The sequence below is a fragment of the Pseudomonas sp. 22189 genome (genome assembly GCF_052045635.1).
GTDB lineage: Bacteria > Pseudomonadota > Gammaproteobacteria > Pseudomonadales > Pseudomonadaceae > Aquipseudomonas > Aquipseudomonas parakoreensis.
The window spans coordinates 1-20,086 of the sequence record NZ_JBQEPG010000043.1 but is presented as its reverse complement, the minus strand read 5'-3'; the positions used below and the strand labels follow the sequence as shown (position 1 = coordinate 20,086).

The following is a 20,086-nucleotide window of genomic DNA, read 5'->3' as shown; positions in this document are numbered from 1 at the left end:
TTAGCGCGTCAGACGCGGCTCGACAATGGGCAAGCGCCGCTTTAATCCAGCACTGGCTGGGCAAAAGCCTTGCGCACGCTGTCGTGGGAGAACTCGTTGGCGTGTTGTTCGACCCATTGCAGAGCCAGCGCCTGAATATCCTGCAGGTCGTCATGGGCCTCGTTCATGCGGCAATAACGTTCGATCTGGCACACCTGTTCGCCCATCCGGGCGCTGAACAGCGTCTGCTCATCAGTGAACGCGATCCCCACCAGATAGCCCTTTTTGCGCCGCAGACACCACGCGACATAGCCCGGATAACAGATCTCGGCGTTGAGTGTCGGCATGCGCACTTCAAGGGCGGTGCCGTGGCGCCAGGCGCGGTGATAATTGCAAGCGATCCCGCCGAGGCTGATAGTGTGCAGCTGTTGCCTGGAAATACACTCGGGCTTGAGCAAGGTTAATTCAACCGGCACTTCGTCCGGATGAGGAATGAAACGTCCCATGAGCACAGACTCCCTGTGTCGGCCATTTGACATTGTTTCCCCCAGTATAGTGGTCGAATCCGAGCTGACCGATTTCGACGCCGACCAGCGGCTGCTGGCGATGAGCGGTGTTTCGCTGGTGATTTTCACCAGTGTCGGCTGTTCCAGTTGCCGCTATGCCAGAGAGGTGTTGCCCGGGTTCGGGCTGGCGGTGGATCGCCTGTGCTGGATCGATGCGGGCAACAATGGCGGGCTGGTGGAGCGCTATCAGGTCTTTCATTTGCCGGCGCTATTTGTGGTGCGCGACGGCGAGTTCTTTGGAGCATTGCACACGCGCCTGGCCGCCGCTGCGCTGAACGCGGCAGTTACGCAGGCGCTGGGTCGAATTGCAGAGGAGTTGCCATAGATGGTGGGAGCACACAGCAAACCGGTGATCGGGATTATCGGCACCGGCGCAATTGGCGGGTTTTACGGTTTGATGCTGGCGCGCGCCGGTTTCGATGTGCACTTTTTACTGCGCAGTGAGTTTTCAGCGGTGGCCGAGCGGGGGTTGCAAGTGGACAGTGCCGTGCATGGCACGCTGACACTGAACCCGGTGCAAGCGTATGCCAAGGCCGAGGACATGCCGGCCTGCGACTGGTTGCTGGTCGGCGCCAAGACCACCAGCAGCGCGGGTCTGGCCCCGGCGATCATTGCCGCGGCCAGGCCCGGCGCGAAAGTGCTGGTGCTGCAGAACGGTCTGGACGTCGAAGACAGCTTGCGTGAGCTGCTACCCGACTCCCTGCATCTGCTCGGCGGTCTGTGCCTGATCTGCGTGCATCGCGAAGGCCCGGGGCACATCACCCATCAGGCCTTGGGGGCGGTGAACGTCGGCTATCACAGCGGCCCGGCGACGGACGATGCGGCGCGCATGGCGCTCGTTGACGAGGGCGCCAGTCTGTTCCGCGCCGCCGGTATCGATTCGCAGGCGATGGCCAATCTGCAACAGGCGCGCTGGCAGAAACTGGTGTGGAATATTCCCTACAACGGTCTCTCGGTGTTGCTCGGTGCCGGTACCACGCCGCTGATGGCCGACGCTGACAGTCGCGCGTTGATTCAGGCATTGATGGCTGAAGTCGTGAAGGGCGCCAAGGCTTGCGGTCACGATATGCCGCCCGGTTACGCCGAGTACTTGTTCACAATGACCGAGAAAATGCCCGATTACTGGCCGAGCATGTACCACGATTTTCTGCACAAACGGCCGCTGGAGCTGGAAGCGATTTACGCCCGGCCATTGGCCGCCGCCAAGGCGGCAGGATGTGAATTGCCACGAATCGATGCGCTGCATCGCACGTTGGGTTTCATCGACCGACGCAACTCCTGAGTCGGTTTTTTGCGGGAGTGGGGGAAGGCATGGCCAAGAACATCGATGACAAACTGGTGCTGGCGATTTCGTCTCGCGCCTTGTTCGATCTGAGCGAGAGTCACAAGGTCTACCTGTCGAGCGGCGTTGAAGCCTATCGGCAATACCAGATCGAACACGAAGACGAAATTCTCGCCCCCGGCGATGCGTTCCCGCTGGTGGAAAAACTCCTGAGCCTCAACAGTCGCCTCGACCGCGCCCGGGTCGAGGTGATTCTGGTTTCGCGCAACAGTGCCGATACCGGCCTGCGCGCGTTCAATTCGATTCATCACTACGGGCTGGACATTTCCCGGGCGGCCTTCGTCGGCGGACGCAGCCCGTATCCGTATCTCAAGGCCTTTGGCTGTGACCTGTTTCTGTCCACGCACGCCGAGGACGTGCGCGCCGCACTGGATGCCGGATTTGCTGCAGCGACAATTCTGTCTGGTGGCGCCAGCCGTGCCGCGAGTGATGAGTTGCGCATCGCCTTCGACGGTGACGCGGTGTTGTTCTCCGACGAATCCGAGCGCATTTATCAGTCCGGCGGGCTGGAGGCGTTCCAGGCGAAGGAACGCGAGTCGGCACGCGAGCCATTGCGCGGTGGGCCGTTCAAAGGTTTTCTGGCGGCGCTCAATGCGCTGCAACGCGAGTTCCCGGAGGACGACTGCCCGATCCGCACGGCGCTGGTCACCGCGCGTTCGGCACCGGCCCATGAGCGGGTGATCCGCACCTTGCGCGAGTGGGATATCCGCCTCGACGAGTCGCTGTTCCTCGGCGGTCTGACCAAATCGGCATTCCTCGAAGCCTTTGCCGCCGACGTGTTTTTCGACGATCAGGCCGGGCACTGCGAGCTCGCCCGTGAAGTGGTCGCCACCGGCCATGTGCCGCATGGCATCAGCAACGAAACGTCGATCTAAAGCCCCTGTGCTTCAAGACGTTGCGTCGCACGTCGTAGTCGCCAAGGCACTGCTAAGCTGAATCAAATCTCCGCCATGTTGGCACGCGAGGAGGTCATATGATTCGTTCGATGCTGTATGCCACTGACCTCGGTCTGTACGCACCGTTAGTGATGCAGCATGCCCTGGCACTGGCGCGGACATTCAATGCCGACTTGTACGTGGTGCATGCAGTGGAGCCCATGGGGCTGTTTGCCGAGTCGGTATTGCAGAGTTATCTCGACGAACAGGCATTGAACGAATTTCACAGTCAGGGTCTGAAAACTGTCATCGCCAGTATCGAGCAACGGGTGCTGGACAGCTTTCGTGAGGAACTGGGGGACGAGGGCGAGCAGGATCTGCAGCGGATTTGCGCGGTTCGGGTGGTGCAGGGCGATCCGGCGCAGGTGATTCTCGACCAGGTGCAGAAACTCTCTGTGGATTTGTTGATCGTAGGCACTCACAGTCACGGCGTAGGGGCGGAAACGCCTTTGGGGCGCACGGCGACCCGGGTCCTGCAATTGGCCAAGGTGCCGGTCTATCTGGTGCCGTTGGTGGAGCGTCGGCGCCGGGGGGATCGCTGAAGCGGGAATAATGGCGTTTTGATAAAAAAGTTCTAGATTTATTCATCAAACCATTAATATAGTTATATACCGTCGCTGATGCCCGTGGCGTCTACCTGCTTTGAGGGATACATATGAAGCTTCAACAATTGCGCTACATCTGGGAAGTGGCGCACCACGACCTCAACGTTTCCGCTACCGCCCAAAGCCTTTACACCTCGCAACCGGGTATCAGTAAACAGATCCGTCTGCTGGAAGACGAACTTGGCGTTGAAGTGTTTGCCCGCAGTGGCAAACACCTGACCCGCGTCACCCCGGCCGGCGAGCGCATCATCACCACCGCAGGCGAAATCCTGCGCAAGGTCGAAAGCATCAAGCAGATCGCTCAGGAATTCTCCAACGAGAAGAAAGGTACCCTGTCGATCGCCACCACCCACACCCAGGCACGTTACGCATTGCCGCCGGTGATCAGCAATTTCATCAAGCAATACCCGGACGTGGCGCTGCACATGCACCAAGGGTCGCCGATGCAGATCGCCGAGATGGCCGCTGACGGCACGGTTGATTTCGCCATCGCCACCGAAGCGCTGGAGCTGTTCGGTGATCTGGTGATGATGCCGTGCTATCGCTGGAATCGTTGCGTGGTCGTGCCTCAGGGCCACCCGCTGACCAAGTTGCCGAAGCTGACCCTCGAAGCGCTGGCCGAATACCCGATCGTGACGTACGTGTTCGGTTTCACCGGCCGTTCGAAACTCGACGAAGCCTTCAGTCATCGTGGCCTGACGCCGAAAGTAGTGTTTACCGCCGCCGACGCCGACGTGATCAAAACTTACGTGCGTCTGGGTCTGGGTGTGGGCATCGTCGCCAAAATGGCGGTCGACACCAAGCTCGATAACGACCTGGTGGTGCTGGATGCCAGCGAACTGTTCGAGTCGAGCATCACCAAGATCGGTTTCCGTCGCGGTACGTTCCTGCGTGGTTTCATGTGCGACTTCATCGAGAAGTTCGCCCCGCACCTGACCCGCGAAGTGATGGCCAAAGCCATCCAGTGTCACAACAAGCAGGAACTGGAAGAGCTGTTCGACGGCGTCGAATTGCCGGTCCACTAAGTCCCCGCCTCAAAGCACCTCGGTGACAGCGAACTGTTGCCGGGTGCCTGCCACCAGAATCTCCACCTCATCGCCCTCGAGCTTGCCCAGCAGGCTTTTGCCCAGCGGCGAGCGTGGGCTGATGACGGTAATCGGCTGACCCACCACATCGACTTTCAGGCCCGCTGCATCCGGGGCCAGAAACAGCCATTGTTCGCGACCCTTTTCGTCTTCCAGACCAAGCAGGGCGCCGATCTCGATGCCGCGATGTTCGTCGTAGGCGCGCAGCGTCAGGTTCTGGCATAGCGCCAGTGACTGTCGGATTTCCTCGACGCGTTTCGCCTGACCCGCCGCCAGATAGGAAGCCTCAAGTCCGAGGGTGTCGTACTTGTTCTCGGCGATGTTTTCTTCGTGGGTCGCGGTTTCATAAGCGGTCTGCGCGGCGCGCTCGGCGATGTCGAGGTCGGCGCGCAGTTTGTCGAGGATCAGTTGGTGGACGGTGTGTTTGTTCATGATCAATCGCAGAATTGCAAAACGTTGGCGCGGCTCTTTTCGCTCGGCGCAGTCTGGTCCTGTTGCAGCCAGAACTGGCATTTCGGATTCGACTGGTTGCGACTGCTGCCGCGAGCCTGATCCAGGCGTGCCTGCTGCTCGTTCTTGCGCAGGTTCTCTTCGTACTGCTCGAACAGCGGACTCTGTGGCGGAATGTCCGGTTGCACCTGGACGGCCGCTGGCGGCTTGGCCAGTTGCTGCACGGCCTGGGCAACCGGCGCCAGTTGTTCGGTCAATACAAAACGCGAAATCAGCCAGCAGGTCAGGGCGATGGCCAGAAAGCCCAGCCACATGCCCAGGGCAATACTGCCGGTCAGTTGCAGCGCGCTAAGCTGAACGGGCAAGGGACGACGCGGGTCGGGACGATAGGGCATGGCTGCCTCCTGGCGGATGATTGCGGGCAAGTGGCGATTGTCGCACGAAGATTAATCGCCGTCGGCTCTTCTGCGCGAGGTCATTTATGCGGACAATCAGCGCTTTTGCCAACGGGAGTCTTGCATGTCGGTACCGAAAACCCGCTGGGATATTTTTTGCACCGTGGTCGACAACTATGGCGACATCGGCGTGACATGGCGTCTGGCCCGGCAACTGGTGGCCGAACATGGACTGGCAGTGCGCTTGTGGGTTGATGACCTGCGCGCCTTCGAACGCATCTGCCCCGAGATCGACATCCACCTTGCGCAGCAATCGCAGCAGGGCGTCGAGGTGTGGCACTGGCCGAGCGACTGGCCGCAGACGGAAGCGGCGGACGTGGTGATCGCCGCGTTTGCTTGTCAGTTGCCAGCTGCTTATATGGACGCCATGGCCGAGCGGCAACAGCCGCCGCTGTGGATGAACCTCGATTATCTCAGCGCTGAAGACTGGGTCACCGGTTGTCACGGTTTACCGTCGGTGAAGTACAAGTCGGTGCAGAAATTCTTTTTCTTTCCCGGATTTCGACCTGGGACCGGCGGCTTGCTGCGTGAAAGCGGTCTGCTTGAGCGGCGCCGGCAATTTCAGCAGGACGCGGCTGCGCAGCGACAATTCCTGCAAGGCCTGGGCGTAGATCGCGCAGCGGACGCACTGCTGATCTCGTTGTTCGCCTATGAAAATGCCGGGCTGGACAGTTGGCTGGATGCGTTGGCGGCCGACAGCACGCCGACCCATCTGCTGGTGCCGGAAGGGCGGATTCTTGGTGACGTTGCGCGCTGGCTCGGGGTCGATGCGTTGGCTGTCGGCGATCTGGACGTGCGTCAGGCACTGACGGTGCAGGTGCTGCCGTTTGTCCGTCAGGATCAATACGATCAGTTGTTGTGGTGCTGCGATTTCAACGCGGTGCGCGGGGAGGACTCGTTTGTTCGCGCACAATGGGCTGGGCGACCGATGCTCTGGCACATTTATCAGCAGGACGAAGACATCCACCTCGACAAGCTCGATGCCTTTCTCGCGCTCTACACCAAAGGGCTTTCGCCGGCCGCTGCCGAGGCGATGAACGGTCTGTGGCGGGCCTGGAGTGCCGGGCAACCGATCGGCGAGCACTGGCTCAAGGCCCGTAAACACTGGCCAGAGCTGCAGGAAAACGCCGAGGCGTGGTGTCTGGAACAAGGCTTGCAGGCGGATCTTGCCACGGCGCTGGTACAGTTTTACCTAAATTGGATATGATACGCGGCCTAGATTTTTGTAAATCCCATCCAAATTCGGATATTCGCAATGAAAACTGGTAAAGAACTCAAACCCGGTACCGTGATCCGTATCGACAACGATCCTTGGCTGGTTCAGAAAGCTGAATTCACCAAGTCGGGCCGTAACAGCGCGATCATGAAGACCAAGCTGAAGAACCTGCTGACCGGTTACAAGACCGAAACCGTTTACGGTGCGGACGACAAGCTGGACGACGTGATCCTGGATCGTAAAGAAGCCACCCTGTCTTTCATCAGCGGTGACACCTACACGTTCATGGACACCACTGACTACACCATGTACGAGCTGAACGCCGAAGACATCGAAAGCGTTCTGCCTTTCGTTGAAGAAGGCATGACCGACGTTTGCGAAGCCGTGTTCTTCGAAGAGCGTCTGGTGTCCGTAGAACTGCCGACCACCATCGTGCGTCAGGTTGACTACACCGAAGGTTCCGCTCGCGGTGACACTTCCGGCAAGGTGATGAAGCCTGCCAAACTGAAGAACGGTACCGAGCTGTCGGTTGCTGACTTCATCGAAATCGGCGACATGATCGAGATCGATACCCGCGAAGGCGGTTCCTACAAAGGCCGTGCCAAATAAGCACTGCTTTTTACGGAAAGAAAAAGCCCGACCATTGAGTCGGGCTTTTTTGTGCCTGCGATTCCACGTCTACCCCTGAACCCTGTGGGAGCGAGCTTGCTCGCGAATGCGGTGTGTCATTCAACAAACAGGTTGTCTGACCGGGCTTGTTCGCGAGCAAGCCCGCTCCCACAGTGGTTTGGCGTTGTTCTCAAACGGTGGTGTGCAGACGTACGTCAACGTTGCCACGGGTCGCGTTGGAGTACGGGCAGACTTGATGCGCCGCTTCGACCAGGCTTTGTGCGTCAGCCTGTTCCAGTCCCGGCAGATTGATGTGCAGGTCGATGTCCAGACCGAAACCGCCAGGAATCTGGCCGATACCGACGTGAGCGGTGATCGAGGCATCGTCGGGGATTTTGCGTTTGGTCTGACTGGCAACGAATTTCAGCGCGCCGATGAAGCAGGCCGAGTAGCCGGCAGCGAACAGTTGCTCAGGGTTGGTGGCCGCGCCGCCGGCACCGCCGAGTTCTTTCGGAGTAGCCAGTTTGACGTCGAGGATGTTGTCGCTGGAGATCGCACGACCATCACGGCCGCCAGTGGAGGTTGCGATTGCAGTGTAGAGAGTTTGCATGGTGTGGGCCTCGTTGGGTGTCTGTTTTTGCGCTAATTGTTTGCGCGCTAAGTAAGTGCGAGATGAATGTAGCTCGCTAATGTTTAGTGCGCAAGATAAATTTGTAGAGAAAATCGGATCAGTAATGAAGAAGGGTGATATGGCCGGCTGAAAGGCCTGTTTTAGAGCGGTCGAAGACGTATCAAAGCCAAAAAAATAATTTTTACGGCATCAATATCTTCAGATCAGCAGGGGATCTTGGTGGGAGCGAGCAGGCTCGCTCCCACAAGGGAAAGTCAGGTGGGCTTAGTTAAGGCTGTCTTGCAGATGGCTGCGCAGGGCTTGCAGCTCAGATTGAAGATTCTGCAAGCGTTCTAGGGTGAAACCACTGGCGCCCAAGATGCATTGCGGAACGCTTTTGGCCTGCTCACGAAGAGCCCGGCCCTGCGCGGTCAGTTCGACGATCACCACCCGTTCGTCTTCACGGCCGCGGGTTCGGCTGAGCAAACCCTCACCTTCCAGCCGCTTGAGCAGCGGGGTCAGCGAGCCCGGATCGGTCAGCAGGCGCGTGCTGATTTCTCCGACGGTCAAACCATCCTTCTCCCACAGCACCATCATCGCCAGGTATTGCGGATACGTCAGGCCAAGCGCTTGCAACAGTGGCTTGTAGACCTTGGTCATCATCAGCGAAGTGGAATGCAGGGCGAAGCAGGCCTGATTGTCGAGCAGCAGGTCGTCGCAGGTGTCGCGTTCGGTGGTCATGGCAAAGCCTTGTTCGGTGATGGGCTTGAATCTAGCGCCCGAATGTTTAATGCGCCAGATAATTATCCAGAATCTAGTGCCGGCCCAGTTCGCGCTGTAGCGCAATATCCCACGGCGGCACCGGGCTGAAGCGGGTCTTGAGGTATTCCAGCAGCAGGCGGCTACGCGAATGGGTCTGTTGTTCCATGCGCAGCGCATAGATGCCGGTGGTCTCTGGTGGCGGTAGGCCGTTCTCGCAGAACAGCGGCAGCAGTTCGCCGCGCAGCAGGTATTCGCTGGCCAGCCAGGTCGGCAAATGCGCGATGCCCAGTCCGGCGAGTGCACCGCACACCAGCGCTTCGGCATTGTTGGCGCTCATGCGGATGCGCGCGGGGCGATGCAGTTGCATTTGCCCGTCCAGTTCGAAGCGCCAGGCGAAGGGCGGGGCGAGACCTTCCCAATCCAGCCCGTCATGTTCACTCAACTGCGCGGGATGGCGCGGTGCGCCACGGCGTTTGAGGTAATCGGGGCTGGCACAGGCAATGCGTACCATGCTCGCCAGCGGCGTGGCGACCAGCCGTGTATCGGCCATTTGCCCGGCGCGCAGCACCAGATCGACTTTGCCCAGATTCGAGCCGTGCATGTCAATAAAGCTGTCGATCAGGTGCAATTGCACGTCGAGGCCCGGGTACAGCACCAGAAAGTCAGCGATGACCGGCGCGAGATGGCGGCGACCAAAAGCGGCAGGGGCATCGATGCGGATCAAGCCTTCCGGCGCACTGCTCAACGACACCGCTTCGGCGCGGGCCAGTTGCAGCTCGCTGACGATGCGCCGCGCCCGCTCGGCAAACGCCAAACCCGCCGGAGTTGCCCTTACGACGTGGGTGCTGCGAATGAACAACTGGCTGCCAACCGCGCTTTCCAGGCTGTCGATGCGCCGCGCCACGGCGGAAGGCGTCAGCGGATGACGACGGGAAGCTGCAGAAAAACTGCCGCTTTCCAGCACATCGAGAAACAGCCCGAGCTGTTCGGTCAACTGATTGGGATTCATGAGTGTTTCGGTGCTTGTGCGAAATTGGCATAGCCATTGTGCGTTGCTGTGCGTTTCCCCGCCAGCCTCTACTGCGTAGGATGAATCGCCTGACGGATGAGGACATCGCTGTGATCGAGTTTTTGTTGTACCTGCTGTTTGGCGCCGCCCTAGGGACACTGGGCGGGATCTTCGGCATCGGCGGTGGTTTGATCGCCATCCCGCTGCTGGGCGTGTGGTTTGGCCTCGATCAGCAGATCGCCCAAGGCACGGCGCTGGTGATGGTGGTGCCCAACGTGATGCTGGCGCTGTGGCGCTATCATCAGCGCAATCGCATCGAATTGCGTCATGCGCTGCCGCTGGCGGTCATGGGTTTTTGCTTTGCGTGGATCGGTTCGATCTGGGCGGTGGGCATTGATGCGCAAACCATGCGGATCGGTTTTGTCGCTTTCCTCGTGGTGCTCTCGGCGTACAACCTGCTGAAGATGTTCGGCAAAAAAACGGCAGTGAGCTCAGAGATGCGTTACTCATGGCCATGGCTGGGTGTGCTTGGCGCGGCGTCCGGAACCATGGGCGGTCTGTTCGGTGTCGGCGGGGCCGTGGTGGCGACGCCGGTCCTCACCAGTCTGTTCGGCACGAGCCAGGTGGTTGCTCAAGGCCTGTCGCTGGCACTGGCGCTGCCCAGCACCGGCGTAACCCTGGTGACCTATGCGGTGCATCACGAGGTCGACTGGATGATCGGCCTGCCCTTGGCCATCGGCGGTCTGGCGAGCATCAGTTGGGGCGTCAAAGTCGCCCACGCCATGCCGGAGAAACTGCTGCGCGGGCTGTTCTGCGGTTTCCTGGTGCTGTGTGCGGTGATGCTCGCGTTTAAAGTTTGAAGCCTTCAACGATGTGCTCGGCCAGGCATTCGGTGATCGGCGACGGGTTGTTCAGGTTGCGGATCAGCATGATGCTGGCCTCGGGCAGCAGCGGCAGGTCTTCGTTGGCTCCGAGAATACGCATGTCCGGGGTGATCAAACTCTCCAGTTGCGCGGTGATCGCCAGACCCGCGCTCACCACCGCCATCAGTGCCGACAGGCTGGTGCTGTTGTAGGCGATGCGGTAATCGCGGCCCATCGCGTCCAGCGCATTGCAAGCCCACAAGCGGCAGAAACAATCACTGTTGAACATCGCCAGCGGCAGCGGCGTCTGCTCGTGCGCGCTGAAATTCTGCGCCTCGGCCCAGACGAAACGCTCTTTGCGCAGCAACTGGCCGATCTCGTTGCCCGGCTCGCGGGTGACGATCGACAAGTCCAGATCGGTGCGCTGCAACAGCTGTTTGCTGGACTCGCAATGCACTTCGATCTGGATCAGCGGGTAGAACTGCGCGAATCGCGACAGGATCCCCGGCAGAAACCGCATCACGTAATCGTCCGGCGTACCGATGCGCACGGTGCCGACCATGTGCGGCTCGCGCAGGGTGTTGAACACTTCGCTGTGCAATTTCAGGATGCGTCGCGCATAACCCAGCAACACTTGGCCTTCGGCGGTCAGGCGTACCTGGCGGCCGTCGCGCTCGAACAGCTGACGCTGTAACACGTCTTCTTCCAGACGCTTCATCTGCATGCTCACCGCCGATTGCGTGCGGTTGACCATTTCGCCGGCACGGGTAAAACCGCCCTGATCGGCAATCGCGACGAAGGTGCGCAGGACATCGGTATCGATACTGGGGTAGGCCGACAATTGATGAATCTCCGTGATGAATGCCATCAGAAACATTCGTTGGATTGATCTTAGCGCCAGCGCGAGACTTGAGCCATCCACAAGGAGGGCAACACGATGAAAGGTCAAAGAGAGTATGTAGACGACACAAAATTTTCCGGCCACGGCCATATCGTTTCCGATCTGCTGCACAAGTTCAGCCGCTGGTACGAACTGCACCGTGAGCGCGAGTTGCTCGCCAGTCTGAGCGACGAAGCGCTGAAGGACATCGGGGTCAGTCGGGCCGACGTCGAGCACGAGGCCATTCGGCCGTTCTGGGACGATCCGATGCATAAATGATCGGCGCCTTACTACACAAACCACTTTCAGGTGAGGTAGGTTGCGAGCAGACAAGGAGATGCTCATGCCCGCGACTCTGGCCTTTTCCCTCAAACAGGCGCGACGTCTGGCGCTGGCTGCCCAAGGGTTCAATGGGCGCCAGCCGCCGACCGTCAAGGCGCCGCAACTCAACCGGCTGATCGAACGGCTGGGTCTGCTGCAGATCGACTCCGTCAACGCCGTGGTGCGCTCGCACTACCTGCCGCTGTTTTCCCGTTTGGGTTCCTATTCCGCTGATTTGCTCGACCAGGCCGCCTGGAGTTCGGGGCGACGTCGCACGTTGTTCGAGTACTGGGGTCATGAAGCGTCGTTGCTGCCATTGAGCATGTATCCGTTGATGGGGTGGCGCATGCAGCGGGCAAGGAATGGCAGGGACATTTATCAGCAACTGGCAAAGTTTGGTCTGGAGCAGCAGAGCGTTGTGCGCCGGGTCTTGAGTGCGGTCGAGGAGCGTGGTGCATTGGGTGCCGGCAGTCTGTCGACCCGCGAGGACAAGGCCGGGCAGTGGTGGGACTGGAGTGCGGAAAAGCATGCGTTGGAATGGTTGTTCGCTGCGGGTGAAGTGACCGTGGCCGGTCGCCGCGGTTTTGAGCGTTTGTACGATTTGCCGGAGCGGGTCATTCCCTCCTCGATTCTGCAACAAGCTTTACCTGACGAGGCTGAGGCGCAACGTGGTTTGTTGCTGCACGCGGCGCAGGCACTCGGCGTCGGTACGGAAAAGGATCTGCGGGATTATTTCCGCTTGAATCCTGGCGATGCGCGCCCGCGTCTGGCGGAACTGGTCGAGGACGGACAGTTGCAGACCTGTGAAGTCGCTGGCTGGCGACAGATTGCCTACTGCCTGCCGCAGTCGAAAGTCCCACGTAAAGTCATCGCCAGTGCACTGTTGTCGCCGTTCGATTCGTTGATCTGGGAACGCAGTCGCACCGAGCGGCTGTTTGATTTCCGCTATCGGTTGGAGATCTATACGCCGCAAGACAAGCGGGTCTATGGCTATTACGTGCTGCCGTTCTTGCACAACGAGCGGATTGCCGCGCGGGTCGACCTGCGGGCCGAGCGAGCGTCGGGGCGCCTGGCGGTGCACGCGGTGCATGAGGAAGAAACGGGACTGGACGAGGCGGGGATGCTGGCGCTGGCGTTGAATCTGCGGCAGATGGCCGATTGGCTGGGGCTTGCGCGGGTTCAGCTTAATTGTCAGCGTGAGAGTGCGGCGCGGTTGCGGGTGGCGTTGGCGCAAATCGGCTGTGACTGAGCGGGCCTCTTCGCGAGCAGGCTCGCTCCCACAGAGATCTTTGGGTGATCTTGACCCCTGTAGGAGCTGCCGAAGGCTGCGATCTNAGATCAAGATCAAAAGATCGCAGCCTTCGGCAGCTCCTACAGGGATAGAGGTCAATCCATGCCTGCTGGCGATGGGGCGACTCGGTCTAGCGGCGGACCTGTTTCAGGGTTTCCGCAATCAAAAACGCCAGTTCCAGCGACTGATCGGCATTCATCCGCGGATCGCAGTGGGTGTGATAACGATCCGACAACCCGTCTTCCGTGATCGGCCGCGCGCCACCGATGCACTCGGTGACATTCTGCCCGGTCATCTCGATATGAATCCCGCCGGCATAAGTACCTTCGGCTTCATGCACCTGGAAGAACTGCTTCACCTCACCCAGGATCTGCGCGAAGTCGCGGGTCTTGTAGCCGCTGCTGGCCTTGATCGTGTTGCCATGCATCGGGTCGGAGCTCCACAGCACCTGCTTGCCTTCACGCTGTACCGCGCGGATCAGCGCCGGCAGGTGATCGCCGACCTTGTTCGCGCCCATCCGCGCAATCAGATTCAGGCGGCCGGGATCGTTGTCCGGGTTGAGCACGTCGATCAGGCGGATCAGGTCGTCCGGGTTCATGCTCGGGCCGACTTTGACGCCAATCGGGTTGTTCACCCCGCGCAGGAATTCGACGTGAGCACCGTCGAGCTGACGAGTACGGTCACCGATCCATAGCATGTGCGCCGAGCAATCGTAGTAATCGTTGGTCAGGCTGTCGCGACGCACGAACGCTTCTTCGTAGTTCAGCAGCAGTGCCTCGTGAGCGGTGAAGAAACTGGTTTCGCGCAGTTGCGGCGAGCTGTCCATGCCGCAGGCGCGCATGAATGCGAGGGTCTCATCGATGCGGTCGGCGAGGTGGCTGTATTTCTCGGCCAGTGCCGAGTTGGCGATGAAATCCAGGTTCCACTTGTGCACCTGATGCAGGTCGGCAAAGCCGCCCTGGGCAAAGGCGCGCAACAGGTTCAGGGTGGCGGTGGACTGGTGATAGGACTGCAGCAGGCGCTCCGGATCCGGCACGCGGCTCTTTTCGTCGAAACCGATGCCGTTGACGATGTCGCCACGGTAGGCGGGCAGGGTCACGCCGTCGAGGGTTTCGTCGTTGGCCGAGCGCGGCTTGGCGAACTGACCGGCCATGCGCCCGACCTTGACCACCGGACAACCGGCGGCGAAGGTCATGACGATCGCCATTTGCAGCAACACTTTAAAAGTGTCGCGAATCTTCGCCGCCGAGAACTCGGCAAAGCTTTCCGCGCAATCGCCGCCCTGCAAAAGGAACGCCCGGCCCTGAGTCACTTCGGCAAACTGGCGGCGCAGCTCGCGTGCTTCACCGGCAAACACCAGCGGCGGATAGCTGGCCAGGGTCTGCTCGACCTGGCGCAGATGCGCGGCGTCGGGGTATTGGGGTTGTTGCTGGATCGGCAGGGCGCGCCAGCTGTCAGGACTCCAGGGTTGGCTCATCACGGTCTCTAATGGGTTCTACGCACGGGAAGGCCATGGTAGCAGCAATTAGTGCGTGACCTGCTCCCGCCCCATCACCGACAATCGCCGCTTTGCCACGGCGCCGCAGCGGTGCCATCGCGTCACCGCGCCCGGTGACCATCAGGAGACGAAATGACTGAAGAGCGCGTCGAGCTGTTGCTCGCCGAGGTACAGGATGAGTTCGGCGTGATTCGCGTGCTGGAAGTGGCCGATTACCGCTTTCTGGAATTCGGCGATGCCATCGAGCAGAGCTGCGTGTTCACCGCCGATCCGAGCTGGCTGGAATACGACTACACCCGGGCGATGCTGATTGGCGCGTTGTGCCATGAACAACCGGAGAGCGCGCTGTTTCTTGGCCTCGGTGCCGGTACGCTGACCCAGGCCTGCCTCAAGTTCCTGCCGCTGGAAGATGTCGAAGCCATCGAACTGCGCCCGGACGTGCCGCGTTTGGCCATCGAATACCTGGGGCTGGATGACGATCCGCGTTTGTACATTCGGGTCGGCGATGCGCTGGAGTTGCTGCCGACGGCCGAGCCTGCGGATCTGATCTTTGTCGACCTGTACACCGATGTCGGCCCGGGTGTCGGGCATCTGGCCTGGAGTTTTCTCGGTGACTGTCAGAAGCGTTTGAATCCGGGCGGCTGGCTGGTGATCAACCAGTGGGCCACCGATGATGGCAAACCGTTGGGCGCCGCGTTGCTGCGTGGGCTCTACCATCGGCATTACTGGGAACTGCCGGTGAAGGAGGGCAATGTGATTCTGATTGTGCCGGCGGATCTCGATCAGGAGCTGGACATGCAGGCACTGACCGCCCGCGCTGAGGCGCTGGCGCCGCGGTTGGGGTATTCGTTGCAGTCGTTGATCAACAGTATTCGCCCAGCCACCTGAGTAGCGACTCGGTCAACTGTAGGAGCTGCCGAAGGCTGCGATCTTTTGACTTTGATTTTAGAAACAAGATCAAAAGATCGCAGCCTTCGGCAGCTCCTACAGGGGGGAGTTCATCAGATCCCTTTGAAGATGCCTGGCCGCCGCTCAACCAGCGAGCTGATGCCTTCCTTGGCATCCTCGCTCCCCAGCAACTTCTTCACCAGTGCCGGCAATCCTTGTGCCGCCGCCGTCTCCCCCTCATACCGTGCCTGCCGCGCCGACATCAGCGTCGCCTGCACCCCCAAGGGTGCCTGCCGGGCAATCCGCTCGGCCAGTTCGATCGCGCGGGGCAGCAGGTCCTCACTGGCCATTACTTCCTGTACCAAACCCAGGCGCAATGCATCATGCGCATCGAACTCATCGCCGGTCAGCAGCCAGCGCATGGCATTGCCCCAGCCGGCCACCTGATGAAAACGCAAGGTCGCACCACCAAAAGGAAAAATCCCCCGCTGCACTTCCATTTGCGCGAAGCGGGTATTGCTCGCACACAGGTTGATGTCAGCGGCCAGCATCAACTCGATGCCGATGGTCAGGCAGTAGCCCTGCGCGGCGACAATTACCGGTTTGCTGACCCGTGGACCAACGAAAACACCCCACGGGTCGCAACCGCCGGTCGGAACCTGCCAGCCTTCGGCGAGGGCGGCGCTGGCGTTGAGCAGATCCAGACCGGCGGTAAAGTGCTCGCCATGCCCGAACACCACGGCCACTCGCGCGTCACTGTCGGCCTCGAACTCACCGTAGGCCAGGCTCAGGTCATTGAGCAGATCGAGGTCGAAGGCATTGCGTTTGGCGGCCCGGTCGAGGCCAATCAAGTGGACATGACCACGATGTTCGCGGCTGACGCGGCCGGGGCAGGGCTGATTCATGGGTAGATCCTCGGGCGGGAAGGGCGGGTGCAGCGACGGTATGCCGCACATCGATGAATCGTTTAAGCGTCATCACCCGCAAGGCCGGGCCTTTGCAAAATAGACCTTCGCACGATTATCCGCAAAACCCCGTTACACAGCGGTGACACAGCGATTCAGCTGATAAAAAAAGCTCCCTTTTTGGGCAAATTCCGGTATAGTGCGCGCCGGCCTTTAACCGGGCCGCGTTTAGGTAGCGCAATTCCCCGAAGTCAGCTTCGGCTGCACGTCCGCACTGCGGGCTCTTCCTTGACGATTCTTTTTCATTCATACGTTTTCGCAAATCCCCGCCGACAAAGCTGCCAGGGCGACTCTTGAGTCTCAACACGGCATGCGCAGCTTTGGAGCATGGGTCTTTGCGGATGCACTTAGAGGCAGACCCATGACCCAGGAAATCGGCGGCTTCGCCGCTCTTGAACTTCATCCCAATATTGTCGCTGCAGTAGTCGCTACCGGCTATGAAGAGCCTTCGGCCATTCAGCAGCAGTCGATCCCGATCATCCTCGCCGGTCACGATATGATTGGTCAGGCGCAAACCGGTACCGGTAAAACCGCTGCCTTTGCCCTGCCTATCCTGCACCGCATTGATCCGTCCAAGCGCGAGCCGCAAGCTCTGATCCTGGCCCCAACTCGTGAGTTGGCGCTACAAGTTGCAACCGCTTTCGAAACCTACGCCAAGCAAATGCCGGGCGTAACTGTTGTGGCTGTCTACGGCGGCGCGCCGATGGGCCCACAATTGAAAGCAATCCGTAATGGCGCACAGATCGTTGTCGCCACGCCGGGCCGTCTGTGCGACCACCTGCGTCGCGACGAAAAAGTCCTCGCTACCGTGAACCACCTGGTTCTGGACGAGGCGGACGAAATGCTCAAACTGGGCTTCATGGACGACCTGGAAGTGATCTTCAAGGCCATGCCGGAAACCCGTCAGACTGTATTGTTCTCGGCAACCTTGCCGCAGTCGATCCGTGCCATCGCCGAGCGCCACCTGCGCGATCCGAAGCACGTGAAGATCCAGAGCAAGACTCAGACCGTTACCGCGATCGAACAGGCTCACCTGTTGGTTCACGCTGACCAGAAGACCTCTGCCGTTCTCAGCTTGCTGGAAGTGGAAGACTTCGACGCGCTGATCATGTTCGTGCGCACCAAGCAAGCGACCCTGGATCTGGCCAGTGCCCTGGACGCCAAAGGCTACAAAGCCGCTGCGCTGAACGGTGACATCGCCCAGAACCAGCGTGAGCGCGTCATCGACTCGCTCAAGGATGGCCGTCTGGACATCGTTGTCGCGACCGACGTGGCTGCCCGTGGTCTGGACGTTCCGCGCATCACCCACGTGTTCAACGTGGACATGCCGTACGATCCGGAATCCTACGTGCACCGTATCGGCCGTACCGGCCGTGCCGGTCGCGAAGGTCGTGCGCTGCTGCTGGTGACTCCACGTGAGCGCCGCATGCTGCAAGTGATCGAGCGTGTCACCGGCCAGAAAGTTGCCGAAGTGCGTCTGCCGGACGCTCAAGCTGTGCTCGATGCACGCATCAAGAAACTGACCAACAGCCTGTCGCCGCTGGTTGCCGATGCCGAATCGACTCACGGCGAGCTGCTCGATCGTCTGACCGCTGACATCGGTTGCACCCCGCGTGCACTGGCTGCAGCCCTGCTGCGCAAGGCAACCAACGGTCAAGCGCTGAACCTGGCAGCGATCGAGAAGGAACGTCCACTGGTGCCGAACAACGCACCGCGTGGCGACCGTCCTGAGCGTTCCGGTGATCGTCCTGATCGTGGCGACCGCGAGCGTCGCGCGCCAATGCCTCTGGGTGAAGGCCGTGCCCGTTGCCGTACCGCGCTGGGTGCGCGTGACGGTATCGCCGCCAAGAACCTGCTGGGCGCCATCCTCAACGAAGGTGGTCTGGCCCGCGAAGCGATCGGTCGCATCCAGGTGCGTGACAGCTTCAGCCTCGTCGAGCTGCCGGAAGATGGTCTGGACAAACTCCTGACCAAGCTGAAGGACACTCGCGTCGCTGGCAAGCAGCTGAAACTGCGTCGCTACCGCGAAGATTGATCCGCCCTCGGGCTGATTGATCGAACATGAAAAATCCCCGACTGGTTCGGGGATTTTTTATGCCTGCTTTTTGCCTCGCCCCACAACCCTGTGGGAGCTGGCTTGCCAGCGATGACGTCAGCCGAAGCGATAGATATCCATACCCAGTGCACCCATCGTGAAGCCTTTATGCGCTACGCGGAACTCACCTCCCGCGCCACGGGCGAAATACAACGGCAACAAATGCTCATCACTCGGATGGCTGCGCACCGCATTTGGTGCCTGCTGACGATAGTCGTGCAGCGCCGCTTCGTCATTGGCCGCCAACTTGTCGATCATCCAGTCGCGGAAGTCCCGCGCCCACGGCTCGACGCTTTCCGGGCCGGCATGCCAGTCCAGTTCGCGCAGGTTGTGGGTGATACTGCCGGAGCCGATCAGCAAAATACCCTGCTCGCGCAGACTCGCCAGTGCGTGCCCGACACGGGTTTGCAGCGCCGGGCCACCGCGACTCGGCAGCGATACCTGCACCACCGGAATATCCGCCTGCGGGTACATCAGTGACAGCGGCACCCAGACGCCGTGGTCGAACGGTCGTTGCGCATCGAGGCGAGCCGGCAGATGGGCAGCGTTGAGCAGTTCGGCCACTTCGGTGGCCAGTTGCGGATTGCCCGGAGCCGGATATTGCACTTCAAACAGGGCGCGGGGAAAACCGCCGAAGTCATGCCAGGTTTCGGGTTGCGAATGGCTGCTGACCCGCAATTCCTGGCTTTCCCAGTGGGCAGAGACAATCACGATGGCTTTCGGTTTGGGCAGTTCAGCCGCCAGGCGCTGCAGAGCCGGGCCGCTGGCGCCTGGCTCCAGAGCAAGCATGGGTGAACCATGGGAAATAAACAGGCTGGGAAACATGATGGGTTCCTGAGCGGTAAGATGGTGCCATCTTCAGTCAGATCATTGATCTAAATCTAATATAAGTTTTAACGCCTTTTGATCGAATTTTTTGGGGTGAAGCATGCAGCCTGAGTTTTGGCACGAGAAGTGGGAATCCAATCAGATCGGCTTTCATCTGCCTGAGGTCAACCCGTATCTACAGCGTCACTGGCCGCAGTTGGCGATCCCGATGCAGGCGCGGGTGCTGGTGCCGTTGTGCGGCAAAAGCCTGGATCTGTTGTGGCTGGCCGGGCGCGGACATCAGGTGCTCGGGGTCGAGTTGTCGCAGAAGGCCATCGAGGACTTCTTCAGTGAGCATCAGGTAACGCCGCAGGTCAGCGACGAGGGGCCGTTCAAGGTCTATCGCGGCGATTCCATCGAGTTGTGGTGCGGTGATTTCTTCGCGCTGACTGCAGACGATGTAGCGGACTGCGCGGCATTGTACGACCGCGCAGCGTTGATCGCCTTGCCGCCTGCGATGCGTGAACGCTATGCGGCGCATCTGCAGCAAATCCTGCCGCCGGTTGTGCAAGGGCTGTTGATCACACTGGATTACGATCAGGCGCAGATGTCCGGGCCACCGTTTGCGGTGAGCGATGATGAGGTGCAGCGCTTGCTGGCGAGTGCCTGGCAGGTGCGAATGCTGGAAGAGCAGGATGTGCTGGGGGAGAGCTGGAAGTTTCTGCAGGCGGGGGTGACGCGGTTGGAGGAGCGGGTTTATCGGGTTTCTGGTCGATAGGTTTGTATTGGCTGTGCGGGCCCCATCGCTGGCAAGCCAGCTCCCACAGTGATCTGCTTCGTCCTCGAATCCAGAAA

Annotated in this window: 23 protein-coding genes; 13 read left to right on the top strand and 10 right to left on the bottom strand. The window is 60.2% G+C overall.

Annotated elements, in window-relative coordinates; all coding sequences use genetic code 11:
* Positions 1-41 precede the first annotated feature (41 nt).
* On the bottom strand, positions 42-485 hold the full coding sequence (locus ACTJKS_RS26705; protein ID WP_108183410.1) for a PilZ domain-containing protein: 444 nt from the start codon (positions 483-485) through the stop codon (positions 42-44).
* On the opposite strand from ACTJKS_RS26705, the gene ACTJKS_RS26700 reads away from it, so the two are divergent.
* The 5 genes from ACTJKS_RS26700 to cysB all read left to right on the top strand — a co-directional run bounded on the left by ACTJKS_RS26700 (position 484) and on the right by cysB (position 4,452).
* Positions 484-870: a thioredoxin family protein gene (locus ACTJKS_RS26700; protein WP_086794279.1), complete on the top strand. Its 387-nt coding sequence runs from the start codon at positions 484-486 to the stop codon at positions 868-870. The two genes, ACTJKS_RS26705 and ACTJKS_RS26700, sit on opposite strands and share 2 nt — an antisense overlap.
* Entirely contained in the window at positions 871-1,827 is a 957-nt protein-coding gene (locus ACTJKS_RS26695; protein ID WP_108183409.1) for a putative 2-dehydropantoate 2-reductase, read from the top strand.
* Between the two features lie 29 nt (positions 1,828-1,856).
* Complete coding sequence (locus tag ACTJKS_RS26690) at positions 1,857-2,762, top strand: 5'-nucleotidase (RefSeq protein WP_041069529.1); 906 nt, start codon at positions 1,857-1,859, stop codon at positions 2,760-2,762.
* Positions 2,763-2,860: 98 nt separating this feature from the next.
* Positions 2,861-3,364 carry a universal stress protein gene (locus ACTJKS_RS26685; RefSeq protein ID WP_041069532.1) on the top strand — a complete coding sequence of 168 codons (504 nt, stop codon included), beginning with the start codon at positions 2,861-2,863 and terminating at the stop codon, positions 3,362-3,364.
* 113 nt (positions 3,365-3,477) lie between these two features.
* The gene (gene cysB / locus ACTJKS_RS26680; RefSeq protein ID WP_007908591.1) at positions 3,478-4,452 is read left to right on the top strand and encodes an HTH-type transcriptional regulator CysB; all 975 of its coding nucleotides are present in this window, start codon (positions 3,478-3,480) and stop codon (positions 4,450-4,452) included.
* A 9-nt stretch (positions 4,453-4,461) separates the two neighbouring features.
* Here cysB and ACTJKS_RS26675 read toward each other — a convergent pair whose 3' ends face one another.
* Both ACTJKS_RS26675 and ACTJKS_RS26670 read right to left on the bottom strand, forming a co-directional pair.
* Positions 4,462-4,944: a GreA/GreB family elongation factor gene (locus tag ACTJKS_RS26675; RefSeq protein ID WP_108183408.1), complete on the bottom strand. Its 483-nt coding sequence runs from the start codon at positions 4,942-4,944 to the stop codon at positions 4,462-4,464.
* A gap of 2 nt (positions 4,945-4,946) precedes the next feature.
* Positions 4,947-5,357, bottom strand: a complete 411-nt coding sequence (locus ACTJKS_RS26670; RefSeq protein ID WP_108183407.1) for a hypothetical protein — start codon at positions 5,355-5,357, stop codon at positions 4,947-4,949.
* Between the two features lie 124 nt (positions 5,358-5,481).
* Between ACTJKS_RS26670 and earP the strand changes: the two genes are divergently transcribed.
* Positions 5,482-6,624 carry an elongation factor P maturation arginine rhamnosyltransferase EarP gene (gene earP / locus ACTJKS_RS26665; protein WP_108183406.1) on the top strand — a complete coding sequence of 381 codons (1,143 nt, stop codon included), beginning with the start codon at positions 5,482-5,484 and terminating at the stop codon, positions 6,622-6,624.
* A gap of 48 nt (positions 6,625-6,672) precedes the next feature.
* A complete protein-coding gene (locus ACTJKS_RS26660) occupies positions 6,673-7,242 on the top strand; it encodes an elongation factor P (RefSeq protein WP_003226785.1) in 570 nt (189 codons plus the stop codon).
* Positions 7,243-7,432: 190 nt separating this feature from the next.
* On the opposite strand, the gene ACTJKS_RS26655 is transcribed toward ACTJKS_RS26660, so the two are convergent.
* The 3 genes from ACTJKS_RS26655 to ACTJKS_RS26645 form a co-directional block, all read right to left on the bottom strand.
* Positions 7,433-7,852, bottom strand: a complete 420-nt coding sequence (locus tag ACTJKS_RS26655) for an organic hydroperoxide resistance protein (RefSeq protein ID WP_108183405.1) — start codon at positions 7,850-7,852, stop codon at positions 7,433-7,435.
* 285 nt (positions 7,853-8,137) lie between these two features.
* Complete coding sequence (locus ACTJKS_RS26650; RefSeq protein ID WP_108183404.1) at positions 8,138-8,593, bottom strand: MarR family winged helix-turn-helix transcriptional regulator; 456 nt, start codon at positions 8,591-8,593, stop codon at positions 8,138-8,140.
* Positions 8,594-8,666: 73 nt separating this feature from the next.
* Complete coding sequence (locus ACTJKS_RS26645) at positions 8,667-9,623, bottom strand: LysR family transcriptional regulator (protein WP_108183403.1); 957 nt, start codon at positions 9,621-9,623, stop codon at positions 8,667-8,669.
* Between the two features lie 110 nt (positions 9,624-9,733).
* Here ACTJKS_RS26645 and ACTJKS_RS26640 point away from each other — a divergent pair, with 110 nt between their 5' ends.
* Positions 9,734-10,483 (top strand): sulfite exporter TauE/SafE family protein, encoded by a 750-nt coding sequence (locus ACTJKS_RS26640; protein WP_198759679.1) that lies wholly within the window; start codon positions 9,734-9,736, stop codon positions 10,481-10,483.
* Here ACTJKS_RS26640 and ACTJKS_RS26635 read toward each other — a convergent pair.
* Complete coding sequence (locus ACTJKS_RS26635; RefSeq protein WP_047295460.1) at positions 10,473-11,327, bottom strand: LysR substrate-binding domain-containing protein; 855 nt, start codon at positions 11,325-11,327, stop codon at positions 10,473-10,475. The genes ACTJKS_RS26640 and ACTJKS_RS26635 overlap by 11 nt on opposite strands.
* A 96-nt stretch (positions 11,328-11,423) precedes the next feature.
* On the opposite strand from ACTJKS_RS26635, the gene ACTJKS_RS26630 reads away from it, so the two are divergent.
* Together ACTJKS_RS26630 and ACTJKS_RS26625 are read left to right on the top strand one after the other, a co-directional pair.
* A complete protein-coding gene (locus ACTJKS_RS26630; protein ID WP_007964812.1) occupies positions 11,424-11,645 on the top strand; it encodes a DUF1127 domain-containing protein in 222 nt (73 codons plus the stop codon).
* A gap of 64 nt (positions 11,646-11,709) precedes the next feature.
* Positions 11,710-12,936 (top strand): winged helix-turn-helix domain-containing protein, encoded by a 1,227-nt coding sequence (locus ACTJKS_RS26625; protein WP_108183401.1) that lies wholly within the window; start codon positions 11,710-11,712, stop codon positions 12,934-12,936.
* 172 nt (positions 12,937-13,108) lie between these two features.
* Here ACTJKS_RS26625 and ACTJKS_RS26620 read toward each other — a convergent pair whose 3' ends face one another.
* A complete protein-coding gene (locus tag ACTJKS_RS26620; protein ID WP_041069567.1) occupies positions 13,109-14,455 on the bottom strand; it encodes a class II 3-deoxy-7-phosphoheptulonate synthase in 1,347 nt (448 codons plus the stop codon).
* 153 nt (positions 14,456-14,608) lie between these two features.
* On the opposite strand from ACTJKS_RS26620, the gene ACTJKS_RS26615 reads away from it, so the two are divergent.
* Positions 14,609-15,364, top strand: coding sequence for a spermidine synthase (locus ACTJKS_RS26615; protein WP_041069570.1), 756 nt, complete (start codon positions 14,609-14,611; stop codon positions 15,362-15,364).
* Between the two features lie 113 nt (positions 15,365-15,477).
* Here the strand turns inward: ACTJKS_RS26615 and ACTJKS_RS26610 are convergent, their stop codons facing one another.
* The gene (locus ACTJKS_RS26610; RefSeq protein ID WP_108183400.1) at positions 15,478-16,269 is read right to left on the bottom strand and encodes a crotonase/enoyl-CoA hydratase family protein; all 792 of its coding nucleotides are present in this window, start codon (positions 16,267-16,269) and stop codon (positions 15,478-15,480) included.
* A gap of 421 nt (positions 16,270-16,690) precedes the next feature.
* Here ACTJKS_RS26610 and ACTJKS_RS26605 point away from each other — a divergent pair, with 421 nt between their 5' ends.
* A complete protein-coding gene (locus tag ACTJKS_RS26605; RefSeq protein ID WP_007964821.1) occupies positions 16,691-18,364 on the top strand; it encodes a DEAD/DEAH box helicase in 1,674 nt (557 codons plus the stop codon).
* Between the two features lie 117 nt (positions 18,365-18,481).
* Here ACTJKS_RS26605 and ACTJKS_RS26600 read toward each other — a convergent pair whose 3' ends face one another.
* Positions 18,482-19,249, bottom strand: a complete 768-nt coding sequence (locus ACTJKS_RS26600; RefSeq protein WP_108183399.1) for a DODA-type extradiol aromatic ring-opening family dioxygenase — start codon at positions 19,247-19,249, stop codon at positions 18,482-18,484.
* Between the two features lie 103 nt (positions 19,250-19,352).
* Between ACTJKS_RS26600 and ACTJKS_RS26595 the strand changes: the two genes are divergently transcribed.
* Positions 19,353-20,009 carry a thiopurine S-methyltransferase gene (locus ACTJKS_RS26595; protein ID WP_108183398.1) on the top strand — a complete coding sequence of 219 codons (657 nt, stop codon included), beginning with the start codon at positions 19,353-19,355 and terminating at the stop codon, positions 20,007-20,009.
* Positions 20,010-20,086: the final 77 nt, after the last annotated feature.